The sequence below is a fragment of the Streptomyces sp. UNOB3_S3 genome (assembly GCF_020740895.1).
Taxonomy (GTDB): Bacteria; Actinomycetota; Actinomycetes; order Streptomycetales; family Streptomycetaceae; genus Streptomyces.
Map to the genome: position 1 here is coordinate 1 of NZ_JAILXP010000235.1, position 11,658 is coordinate 11,658.

Annotated in this window: 9 protein-coding genes and 1 pseudogene; 1 reads left to right on the top strand and 9 read right to left on the bottom strand. The window is 70.3% G+C overall.

Going from position 1 to position 11,658, the window contains the following annotated elements:
* Positions 1 to 98: 98 nt before the first annotated feature.
* From pssA to K6I33_RS23355, 9 genes are all read right to left on the bottom strand, one after another.
* Positions 99 to 953 carry a CDP-diacylglycerol--serine O-phosphatidyltransferase gene (gene pssA / locus K6I33_RS23315; protein ID WP_229356409.1) on the bottom strand — a complete coding sequence of 285 codons (855 nt, stop codon included), beginning with the start codon at positions 951 to 953 and terminating at the stop codon, positions 99 to 101.
* Positions 940 to 1,596, bottom strand: coding sequence for a phosphatidylserine decarboxylase (locus K6I33_RS23320; protein ID WP_229356412.1), 657 nt, complete (start codon positions 1,594 to 1,596; stop codon positions 940 to 942). The genes pssA and K6I33_RS23320 overlap by 14 nt, the downstream gene beginning before the upstream one ends.
* A 202-nt stretch (positions 1,597 to 1,798) precedes the next feature.
* Positions 1,799 to 3,013: an acyl-CoA dehydrogenase family protein gene (locus K6I33_RS23325; protein WP_229356420.1), complete on the bottom strand. Its 1,215-nt coding sequence runs from the start codon at positions 3,011 to 3,013 to the stop codon at positions 1,799 to 1,801.
* A 1-nt stretch (position 3,014) separates the two neighbouring features.
* A complete protein-coding gene (locus K6I33_RS23330; protein ID WP_229356422.1) occupies positions 3,015 to 3,527 on the bottom strand; it encodes a MaoC family dehydratase in 513 nt (170 codons plus the stop codon).
* Positions 3,528 to 3,530: 3 nt separating this feature from the next.
* A complete protein-coding gene (locus tag K6I33_RS23335) occupies positions 3,531 to 4,508 on the bottom strand; it encodes a CoA ester lyase (RefSeq protein WP_229356424.1) in 978 nt (325 codons plus the stop codon).
* Positions 4,505 to 6,517, bottom strand: coding sequence for a protein meaA (locus K6I33_RS23340; protein ID WP_229356426.1), 2,013 nt, complete (start codon positions 6,515 to 6,517; stop codon positions 4,505 to 4,507). The genes K6I33_RS23335 and K6I33_RS23340 overlap by 4 nt, the downstream gene beginning before the upstream one ends.
* Before the next feature lie 27 nt (positions 6,518 to 6,544).
* Positions 6,545 to 7,882 (bottom strand): crotonyl-CoA carboxylase/reductase, encoded by a 1,338-nt coding sequence (ccrA, locus tag K6I33_RS23345; RefSeq protein ID WP_229356434.1) that lies wholly within the window; start codon positions 7,880 to 7,882, stop codon positions 6,545 to 6,547.
* A 370-nt stretch (positions 7,883 to 8,252) separates the two neighbouring features.
* On the bottom strand, positions 8,253 to 9,107 hold the full coding sequence (locus K6I33_RS23350; RefSeq protein WP_229356436.1) for a TetR family transcriptional regulator: 855 nt from the start codon (positions 9,105 to 9,107) through the stop codon (positions 8,253 to 8,255).
* Positions 9,108 to 9,207: 100 nt separating this feature from the next.
* Positions 9,208 to 11,028 (bottom strand): 3-hydroxyacyl-CoA dehydrogenase family protein, encoded by a 1,821-nt coding sequence (locus tag K6I33_RS23355; protein ID WP_229356438.1) that lies wholly within the window; start codon positions 11,026 to 11,028, stop codon positions 9,208 to 9,210.
* Positions 11,029 to 11,350: 322 nt separating this feature from the next.
* On the opposite strand from K6I33_RS23355, the pseudogene K6I33_RS23360 reads away from it, so the two are divergent.
* A pseudogene (locus K6I33_RS23360) lies at positions 11,351 to 11,658 on the top strand (HEAT repeat domain-containing protein); the annotation flags it as partial.

The window sequence follows — 11,658 nt, forward strand, 5'->3', positions numbered from 1 at the left end:
GGCGAAGGCCCCGCGCAGCGGGGCCCGGAACGCCGAACGGCGTGGGGGCCGGGCAGATCGCCCGGCCCCCACGCCGTCAGTCGAAACGCGCGTAGGCGCTACTGCGTGGCTTCCGCCTCCCGCGCCTCGCGCCGGTTGTCGCGGAAGGTGTTCACCCTGCGCGCCGTCGCGAAGAGCGGGATCACCGCGCCCAGGACCACCTGGAGCGCGCAGCCGGTCTGGAGGAGGAGCTCACCGCCGGGCGCGTCGAACGCCCACGCGGCCAGCAGGCCCATGCTGAGCACGATCCAGCTGAGCATGGCCACCGCCAGCGGCCCGCGCGGCTTGGGGTACTCGACCCGGCTGACCATCAGCCACGCCACACCCATGATCGCGAGCAGCGTCGGCACGAAGGGCAGCTCCAGCAGCACGATCGAGACGACCGTGAGCGCCCCGAAGGGGCTCGGCATGCCCTGGAAGATGCCGTCCCGCATCGGCACGCACGAGAAGCGCGCCAGCCGCAGGACGACCGCGAGCAGCACCACGATCGCGGCGACCGCCGAGACGCGCTGGTGGGCGTCGTCGGCGACCATGCCCCAGACGACCACGAAGTACGCGGGCGCCAGGCCGAAGCTGATCAGGTCGGACAGGTTGTCCAGCTCCGCGCCCATCGCCGAGCTGCGCAGCTTGCGCGCCACGAGGCCGTCGAAGAGGTCGAAGACGGACGCGAGCAGCATCAGTATCACGGCCGTGGCCGCGCTGTGCCGGGCCATGCCGCCGTCCTCGTTCCCTGTGAGGTGGGGGATGAGGACGCCGGTGGTGGTGAAGTACACCGCCATGAAGCCGCAGATCGCGTTGCCCAGGGTGAGGGTGTCCGCTATCGACAGCCGGGTGGACAGCGGAATGGGGTCCGTGTCCTCGGCCTCCGCCTCGGGAACCCAGGCGGCCTGTGTGTCCGGATCAATCACGGTCAAGACGTGTCACCCCTGCCGTGGTGGCCTGGCCGACCTCGACCGCGACCTCGACTCCCTCGGGGAGGTAGATGTCGACGCGCGAACCGAAGCGGATCAGGCCGATCCGATCGCCTTGCTCCACCTTGGTGTCCGCCCCCACGTAGGGGACGATGCGGCGGGCTACGGCACCGGCGATCTGGACCATCTCGATGTCACCGAGCTCCGTGTCGAAGTGCCAGACGACACGCTCGTTGTTCTCGCTCTCCTTGTTGAAGGCCGGCACGAATCCACCCGGGATGTGCTCGACCGACGTCACCGTGCCGGCCAGCGGCGCGCGGTTGACGTGGACGTTGAGCGGGCTCATGAAGATCGCGACGCGGGTTCGTCCGTCCTTCCAGGGCATGATGCTCTGCACCACGCCGTCGGCCGGGGAGATCACCCGGCCCTGGCCGATCTCACGATCGGGGTCGCGGAAGAACCACAGCATGCCGGCCGCGAGAGCGGTGGTGGGTACGGCCAGCGCAGCCCAGCGTCCGGAGCGGCGGGCCTTGGTGAGGCTGACCGCCGCCGTGGCGACGGTCGGCAGGAGCCACGGCGATGCTCCGCGCGCGAGGCGAACACCGCGGAGGCTGTCGCGAGGTGCAGAGGAAGAGCTGTGGGGCATGGGTGACCTTCGTAGCGGAGGGTGCCGCATAACGATCGGGGGACGGCGGCTTTCCGGGGATGCTATCGGTTGCGGGCGGCAACTGGCTAAGCGCCAGGGCCAGTCGATGGCCGAACCGCGACTACAGGGTGTGATCTTCTTCTCTGCACCATCACCGCCATCTCACCGTAAATGGGACTTTATTCCCCGGTCAACCCCCGTGTCAGCCCTGAATCCGGTACTCCTCGAGCAGCCGGCGGCCGATGATCATTTTCTGGATCTCGGCCGTCCCCTCGCCGATCAGGAGCATCGGGGCCTCCCGGTAGAGCCGCTCGATCTCGTACTCCTTGGAGAAGCCGTAGCCGCCGTGGATGCGGAACGCGTCCTCGACGACCTCCTTGCAGTACTCGGAGGCCAGATACTTCGCCATGCCGGCCTCGAGGTCGTTGCGCTGCCCCGAGTCCTTCTTCCGGGCTGCATTGACCATCATCGCATGGGCCGCTTCGACCTTTGTCCCCATTTCGGCAAGCTTGAACTGAATCGCCTGATGCTGAGCGATGGGTTTTCCAAAGGTGTGACGTTGCTGTGCGTAGGAGACGCCCAGCTCGAACGCACGCTGTGCGACGCCGCAACCACGGGCCGCCACATTGACCCGGCCGACCTCGACGCCGTCCATCATCTGATAGAAGCCCCGGCCGGTGGCGCCGCCCAGCACCCGGGCCCCGGGCACCCGCAGCCCGTCCATGATCAGCTCGGTGGTGTCGACCCCCTTGTAGCCCATCTTCTCGATCTTGCCGGGGATGGTCAGCCCCGGCTTGACCTGGCCGAAACCGGGCTCCTTCTCGATCAGGAAGGTCGTCATCGACCGGTGCGGGGCCGTGCCCTCGGGGTGCGCACCGTCCTCGGAGTCTGTCCGGCATAGAACGGCCACCAGCGTCGACGAGCCGCCGTTGGTCAGCCACATCTTCTGGCCGGTCAGGACGTAGTCCTCGCCGTCGCGCACCGCCTTGGACGTGATCGCCGACACATCCGAGCCCAGCCCGGGCTCCGACATCGAGAACGCGCCCCGCACCTCGCCCGTCGCCATGCGCGGCAGGAAGTGATCCTTCTGTTCCTGGGTGCCGTGCTGCTTGATCATGTAGGCGACGATGAAATGCGTATTGATGATCCCCGACACACTCATCCAGCCCCGGGCGATCTCCTCCACGCACAGGGCGTATGTGAGAAGGGACTCACCCAGCCCCCCGTACTCCTCCGGGATCATCAGCCCGAAGAGGCCGAGCTCCTTGAGGCCCTCGACTATGCGGGTGGGGTACTCGTCACGGTGCTCCAGCTCGGTCGCGACCGGGATGATCTCTTTGTCGACGAATTCCCGGACCGTGGCGAGAATCTCCCGCTGGACGTCCGTCAGCCCTTCGGTGCGCGCCAGACGGCCCATCTCACTTCTCCCGGATGATCGGCTCGGGGCGGCCGGGCTGCTCCCCGCCGCGCTTCTCGGTGTACTCGGCGGTGGGCACCATCACCTTGCGCCGGAAGGTGCAGACCACGGTGCCGTCCTGCTTGTAGCCGATCGTCTCGACGTACACGATCCCGCGGTCGCTCTTCGACTTCGACGGGGTCTTGTCGAGCACCCTGGTCTCGCCGTAGAGGGTGTCGCCGTGGAAGGTCGGCGCGATGTGCCGGAGCGACTCGATCTCCAGATTGGCGATCGCCTTGCCCGAGACATCGGGCACCGACATGCCCAGCAGCAGCGAGTAGACGTAATTGCCCACCACCACGTTCTTCCCGAAATCCGTGGTCTCCCCGGCGTAATGCGCGTCCAGGTGCAGCGGGTGGTGGTTCATGGTCAGCAGGCAGAAGAGGTGGTCGTCGTATTCCGTGACCGTTTTCCCGGGCCAGTGCTTGTAGACGTCACCGACCGTGAATTCCTCATAGGTGCGGCCGAACTGCATCGCTCACGCCTCCGGGATCTCGAACACGGATGTGCGGACCATTCCGGCGGCGCGGCCCTTGCCGGCGACGACGAGCGCCATCTTCCGGCTCGCCTCGTCGATCATCTCGTCGCCGAGCATCGCCGAGCCCTTCTTGCCGCCCGCCTCGGAGGTGCACCAGTCGTAGGCGTCCAGGATCAGCTCGGCGTGGTCGTAGTCCTCCTGGGAGGGGGAGAAGACCTCGTTGGCGGCGTCCACCTGGCCGGGGTGGAGCACCCACTTGCCGTCGAAGCCCAGGGCGGCCGCGCGGCCGGCCACCGCGCGGAAGCCGTCCACGTTCTTGATCTGGAGGTAGGGGCCGTCGATCGCCTGGAGGTCGTTGGCGCGGGCGGCCATCAGGATGCGCATGAGGATGTAGTGGTAGGCGTCCGCCGGGTAGCCGGGCGGCTGCTCGCCGACCACGAGCGACTTCATGTTGATGGACGCCATGAAGTCCGCCGGCCCGAAGACGATCGTCTCCAGGCGGGGCGAGGCGGCCGCGATCGCGTCCACGTTCACCAGGCCCTTGGCGTTCTCGATCTGCGCCTCGATGCCGATGCGCCCGGCCTCGAAGCCCATGGTCTTCTCGATCTGGGTGAGCAGCAGGTCCAGGGCGACGATCTGCTGGGCGTCCTGCACCTTGGGCAGCATGATGCAGTCGAGGTTGGGCCCCGCGCCCTCGACGACCGTGATCACGTCGCGGTACGTCCAGTGGGTGGTCCAGTCGTTGACCCGCACGACCCGGGTCTTGCCCGTCCAGTCGCCCTTGTTCAGCGCGTCGACGACCGTGTGCCGGGCGCCCTCCTTGGCCAGCGGGGCGCAGGCGTCCTCCAGGTCGAGGAAGACCTGGTCGACGGGGAGGCCCTGGGCCTTCTCCAGGAAGCGCGGGTTGCTGCCGGGGACGGCGAGGCAGGAGCGGCGCGGGCGAAGACGGTTGCCCGGAGCGGGGGTGGTGCCGGTCATGCGGTGACCTCCAGGGGGTCGAGGCTGTTCGCTTTGCGGATCTCGTCGACGATACGGCCGATGATCTCCGTGATGCCGAAGTCCTTGGGGGTGAAGACGGCCGCGACTCCGGCCGCCTTGAGGGCGGTGGCGTCCGCGGACGGGATGATGCCACCGACGATCACGGGTATGTCGTCCGACCCCGCGTCGCGCAGCCGGGCCAGTACGTCGGGGACGAGCTCGGTGTGCGAGCCGGAGAGGATCGACAGACCCACGCAGTGGACGTCCTCGGCGACGGCCGCCGAGACGATCTGTTCCGGGGTGAGCCGGATGCCCTGGTAGACCACCTCGAAGCCCGCGTCGCGGGCCCGTACGGCGATCTGCTCGGCGCCGTTGGAGTGGCCGTCCAGGCCGGGCTTGCCGACCAGCAGCCGCAGCTTGCCGGCGCCCAGCTCGCCGGCCGTGCGGGCGGCCTTCTCGCGGACGGCGGCGAGCGGGCTGCCCGCCTCGGCGGCCACGGCCAGGGGGGCGCCGCCGACGCCCGTGGGGGCGCGGAACTCGCCGAAGACGTCCCGCAGGGCCCAGGACCACTCGCCGGTGGTGACGCCCGCCCGGACGCACTCCAGGGTGGCGGTCATCAGGTTCTCCGTGCCGGCCGCGGCCTTCTTCAGCGCCGAGAGGGCCTCCTGGGCGCGGCCCTCGTCGCGGTCGTCGCGCCAGGCGTGGAGGGCGGCGACCACTCGGGCCTCGCCCGCCGGGTCGACGGTCATGATGGCGGTGTCGAGATCCGAGGTGAGGGGGCTGGGCTCGGTCGCCTCGTAGCAGTTGACCCCGACGATCTTCTCCTCGCCGGACTCGATGCGGGCCCGGCGCTCGGCGTGCGAGGCGACCAATCGGGCCTTGAGGTAGCCGGACTCCACGGCGGCCATCGCCCCGCCCATCGCCTGGATCCGCTCGATCTCGGCCAGGCACTCGGCGACCAGCGTCTCGACCTTGGCCTCGATCACATGCGAGCCGGCGAAGATGTCCTCGTACTCCAGCAGGTCGCTCTCGTGGGCGAGGACCTGCTGGATGCGCAGCGACCACTGCTGGTCCCAGGGGCGGGGCAGGCCCAGCGCCTCGTTCCAGGCGGGCAGCTGCACGGCGCGGGCGCGGGCGTCCTTGGAGAGGGTCACGGCGAGCATCTCCAGCACGATGCGCTGGACGTTGTTCTCCGGCTGGGCCTCGGTCAGCCCGAGGGAGTTGACCTGGACGCCGTAGCGGAAGCGGCGCTGCTTGGGGTTCTCGATGCCGTAGCGCTCCCGGGTGACGCGGTCCCAGATGCGGCCGAAGGCCCGCATCTTGCACATCTCCTCGACGAAGCGGACGCCCGCGTTGACGAAGAAGGAGATCCGGGCGACGACGTCGCCGAAGCGCTCGGCCGGCACCTGGCCGGAGTCCCGGACCGCGTCCAGGACGGCGATGGCCGTGGACATCGCGTAGGCGATCTCCTGGACCGGGGTGGCCCCCGCCTCCTGGAGGTGGTAGCTGCAGATGTTGATCGGGTTCCACTTGGGGATGCGGCCCACCGTGTAGGAGATCATGTCGGTGGTGAGCCGCAGGGAGGGCCCGGGCGGGAAGACGTGCGTCCCGCGCGAGAGGTACTCCTTGACGATGTCGTTCTGCGTCGTCCCCTGGAGCTCGGCGATGTCGGCACCCTGCTCCTCCGCGACCACCTGGTACAGGGCCAGCAGCCACATGGCGGTGGCGTTGATGGTCATGGAGGTGTTCATCCGCTCCAGCGGGATGTCCTTCAGCAGCCGCCGCATGTCGCCGAGGTGGGCGACGGGGACCCCGACCCGCCCGACCTCGCCGCGGGCGAGGACGTGGTCGGGGTCGTAGCCGGTCTGCGTCGGGAGGTCGAACGCGACCGAGAGGCCGGTCTGGCCCTTGGCGAGGTTGCGCCGGTAGAGCTCGTTGGACGCCTCGGCCGTGGAGTGCCCGGCGTACGTCCGCATCAGCCACGGACGATCCTTCTGACGCTGAGTCATGTGCGCGCCGTCTCTTCAGTCGTTGGTTCAGACATTACGGAAGAGGTTGATGGAGTCCAGGTGCCGTTCGCGCAGCTCGTGGTCGCGGACGCCCATGCCCTCCTCCGGGGCGAGGCACAGCACGCCGACCTTGCCCTGGTGGAGGTTGCGGTGGACGTCGTACGCCGCCTGGCCGGTCTCGGCGAGGGTGTAGGTCTTCGACAGGGTGGGGTGGATCTTCCCCTTGGCGATCAGCCGGTTGGCCTCCCACGCCTCGCGGTAGTTGGCGAAGTGCGAGCCGACGATGCGCTTCAGCGACATCCACAGGTAGCGGTTGTCGTACTGGTGGTTGTAGCCGGACGTCGAGGCGCAGGTGACGATGGTGCCGCCCTTGCGCGTGACGTAGACCGAGGCGCCGAACGTCTCGCGGCCGGGGTGCTCGAAGACGATGTCCACGTCCTCGCCGCCGGTGAGCTCGCGGATGCGCTTGCCGAACCGCTTCCACTCGCGCGGGTCCTGCTCGTGCTCGTCCTTCCAGAAGCGGTAGTCCTCGGCGCCGCGGTCGATGACCGCATCGGCGCCCATCCGCCGGCAGATCTCCGCCTTCTTCTCGCTGGAGACGACACAGATGGGGTTGGCGCCGCCCGCGAGCGCGAACTGGGTGGCGTACGAGCCGAGTCCGCCGCTCGCGCCCCAGATCAGCACGTTGTCGCCCTGCTTCATCCCGGCGCCGTTGCGGGAGACGAGCTGGCGGTAGGCGGTGGAGTTGACCAGCCCGGGAGCCGCCGCCTCCTCCCAGCTCAGGTGCTTCGGCTTGGGCATCAGCTGGTTGGACTTCACCAGGGCGATCTCGGCCAGTCCGCCGAAGTTGGTCTCGAAGCCCCAGATGCGCTGCTCCGGGTCGAGCATGGTGTCGTTGTGCCCGTCGGCGGACTCCAGTTCCACCGAGAGGCAGTGGGCGACGACCTCGTCGCCGGGCCGCCAGGCGTTGACGCCGGGCCCGGTGCGCAGCACGACGCCGGCGAGGTCGGAGCCGATGACGTGGTACGGCAGGTCGTGCCGCTTGCCGAGGGGGGAGAGCTTTCCGTAACGCTCCAGGAAGGCGAAGGTGGGCACGGGCTCGAAGATCGAGGTCCACACCGAGTTGTAGTTCACGGAGCTGGCCATGACGGCCACCAGGGCCTCGCCGGGCCCGAGTTCGGGCACGGGGACCTCGTCCACGTGGAGCGACTTGCGGGGGTCCTTCTCCCGGGTGGGGAGCCCGGCGAACATGTCCGCCTCGTCCTTGTGCACGGTCACCGCGCGGTACGACTCGGGCAGGGGGAGCGCGGCGAAGTCCTCGGCGCGGCTGTCGGGCGCGAGGATGGCGTCCAGGATCTGGTTCACGGTTTGCCTCCGGCGAAGCACGTCGTGGAAACGGGCTTGAGGGAACGTCGGGGGTGGAGCGCTGCGGTGGAGCGAGGGGGCGGTGCCGTCGGTCCGGCGGGGTGGTGCTCCCGCGCGGGGTGGCGCGGAGAAAAGCGATGCCTGGTGACGCAGGCGTCCGGGCGCGCACGACAGGGTCTGCGGGGACAGCCGGCACGCGACGGTGGTCGGTGCGCCGGCCGCCCGGACACCGACAAGGTATGGCACCGCGTGCCACTCGACAAGACACTGCGTGCCAACAATTTCTCTCAGATGTCATCCAGAGGTCACGGATGAGCAAGAACGGCCACCCCAAAGGGGTGGCCGTTGTGGTGAGTTGTCGGGATTTTTCCTATGTCTTCTTGAGCGCCTTCTCGATCGCGCGCATGACCTCGTCCAGCGGTGCGTCCGTCCGCGCCACCGTCACCAGCACCTCGCCCTGGGCCCGCGCCGAGGCGGCCGGGGTCTCCTCCTGGGCGGGGCGGCCGGCGCCGATGCCGGTGCCGAACGTCTCCCGCACGATGGCGAAGGCGTGGTCGAGCTGGGCCTCCAGATCGCCCTGGGCGCCCCCGCGCAGCCAGCGGCGCAGCACATGGTTGTGCGCGGTGACCACCGCGGAGGCGGCGACCTCCGCGAGCAGCGGGTCGTCGTCCCCGGCGTGGTGCGCCGCCTCGTCGAAGTGGCCCAGCAGATAGCGGGTGAACAGTCGCTCGTAGCGGGCCACCGAGGCGATCTCGCGCTCGCGCAGCGCGGGCACCTCACGGGTCAGCCGGTAGCGCTCGACGGAGACGGCGGGGGAGGCCGCGTACATCCGCATCACCTCCTTGATCCCCCGGCAGACGGTGTCCAGCGGGTTCTCGTGCGGTGGTGCGGCGTCCAGCACGCCGGCGGCCCGGACGAGCGTGTCGTCGTGGTCGGGGAAGATCGCCTCTTCCTTGGAGCGGAAATGGCGGAAGAACGTGCGCCGGGCCACCCCGGCCGTGGCCGCGATCTCGTCGACGGTCGTCGCCTCGTAGCCCTTGGAGGCGAACAACTCCATCGCCGCGGCGGCCAGTTTGCGGCGCATGGTGAGCCGCTGGGCGGCGGCGCGGCGGGCACCGGCGCTCACCGTCTCCCGGCGGTCCTTGGCGGCCTTCGGGCCCGGGGCTCCTCCTGACTCGATGGTGGCCCCGCGCGGTACGCGGGCGGACTTGGCGGGCTGGGACATGTGGGGAACGTAACACGCGTCCGTGCAGGCGTGGCGGGACGGACCTGTCCGGGGTTCGAGCAGTCCGCCCCACCCCGCCCCTTCGGCGGGCACCGGCCGGTCAGGCCTTCGCGTACTCACGGAAGCCGCGGCCGGTCTTGCGGCCCAGGCAGCCCGCCGCCACCAGGTGCTCCAGCAGCGGCGCGGGCGCCAGCCCCGGATCCCGGAACTCGCGGTGCAGCACCTTCTCGATGGCCAGGGAGACGTCCAGGCCCACGACGTCGAGCAGTTCGAACGGGCCCATCGGATAGCCGCCGCCGAGCCGCATCGCCGCGTCGATCTCGTCCAGCGAGGCGTAGTGCTCCTGGACCATCTTGACCGCGTTGTTCAGATACGGGAACAACAGGGCGTTCACGATGAAACCGGCCCGGTCCCCGCAGTCCACCGGGTGCTTGCGGACCCGGGCGCACACCGCGCGGACGGTGGCGTGGGCGTCGTCGGCGGTCAGCACCGTCCGCACCACCTCGACCAGCTTCATCGCCGGCGCCGGGTTGAAGAAGTGCATCCCGACGACGTCCCGCGGGCGCGAGGTGGCGCGGGCACAGGCCACGACGGGCAGCGAGGAGGTCGTGGTGGCCAGCACCGCGCCCGGCTTCACGACCTTGTCCAGCGCGGCGAACAGCTCCCGCTTGACGTCCAGGTCCTCCGCCACCGCCTCCACGGCCAGGTCCACCTCGGCCAGCGCGTCCAGCGAGCCCGCCGGGGTCACGGCCGCGAGCGCGGCGTCCCGCTCCTCCGCCGTCATCCGCCCCTTCGTCACCGCGCGCGCCAGCGACTTCGCGATCCGCCCCTTGGCCGCCTCCGCCTTCTCCGGCGTCCGCGCCACCAGCACCACGGGCAGACCCGCCCTGGCGAAGACCTCGGCGATGCCGCTCGCCATCGTCCCCGAGCCCACCACGCCGACGAGGTCCACCGCGCGACCGCCCGCTCCCCGGGCGGCCGGCGGGGCCGGGGTCAGGGCGTCCGGCACGATCGCGGAGGAGCCGGGGGCCTCGTAGGTGTAGAAGCCGCGCCCCGCCTTGCGGCCGGTCAGCCCGGCCGCCGCCAGTTGTCCCAGGATGGGCGCGGGCGCGTGGAGCCGGTCCTGCGAGGCGGCGTACATCGCCTCCAGGACCGTCCGGGCCGTGTCCACGCCGATCAGGTCCAGCAGCGCGAGCGGCCCCATCGGCAGCCCGCAGCCCAGCCGCATCGCCGCGTCGATGTCCTCGCGGGTGGCGTAGCGCGCCTCGTACATCGCGGCGGCCTGGTTGAGATAGCCGAACAGCAGCCCGTCGGCGACGAATCCGGGCCGGTCGCCCACCGCGACCGGCTCCTTGCCCAGCTCATGGGCGAGATCGGTGACGGCGGCCACGGCGCCCGGGTCGGTGAGCACCGAGGAGACGATCTCCACCAGCTTCATCGCCGGCGCCGGGTTGAAGAAGTGGAGGCCCAGGACCCGCTCCGGGTGCGCCGAGTCGGCGGCCAGCCGGGTCACCGACAGGGCGTTGGTGCCGGTCGCCAGGATCGTGGTGGGGCGCACGACCGCGTCGAGGGCGGTGAACACCTCGTGCTTGAGGTCGTAGTCCTCCGGCACGACCTCGATCACCAGATCGGCGTCGGCGGCCGCGGCCAGGTCGGTGGAGGTGCGGAAGCGTGCGAGGGCGGCCCGGCGCTCGGGCCCGGTGATCCGGCCGCGCTCCACCGCGCGGGCGGTGGCGGCCTCCAGCGCCGCGCCGGCCCGCAGGGCCGCCGCGGCGCTGACGTCGACGCCGACGACGTCGCGGCCGGCCAGTGTGAGCACTTCGGCGATGCCGGTACCCATCGTGCCGAGCCCGATCACGGCGACGGTCCTGAGAGACTTCGGGCTGAGGGAGGACGGCTCAGAGGTGGACGTACGGTCCATCGTGAGACTCCAGAAGGTGTTCCCCTGCGCGAGGGGAGCGGACGGCGGTCGGCGACCGCGCGCGAGGCGGCGGCCAGAGGCTTCCGGGACCGGACGAAGGGGGGGCCGCGGAAGGGAGTTGTACGACCGGCGGCCCTGTCCCGGGGCGCGCCGTACTCGGAGAGAACCGAACCGACGTCAACGCTGTGGCGGCTGCGTCACCAGGCGCCAGAGCGGGGGTACTGCTCTTGCCGGGAGATTAACTCACGGGTAACCAAGAGCGCCAGGGGTCGTACGCGCGACTTACGATGTGGCCCAGGCCACTCGGGGAGGAGAGCGGGACATGGACGACGAATTCCGCGCGCTGCTGCGACGGGTCCGGGCCGAACTGGTCTCCCCGGCCGAATTCACGGCCTACGAACGGCTGCTCGCGCTGGTCCGGGCCGACGACACCACCGCGCGCGACGAACTCGCCGAGGTCCTGGTGGCCCCCGAACGCCCCCTGTGGGCGCGGGAGATCGCCGCCTTCGCCCTCGGCGTCAAGGGCGACCGTCGCGCCTTCGAGACGCTCGTCCTCCTCCTCAACTACCGCGAGCCCGTGCGCTGCGCCACCGCCGCCCACGCCCTCGCCCGGCTGCGCGACCCCCGCAC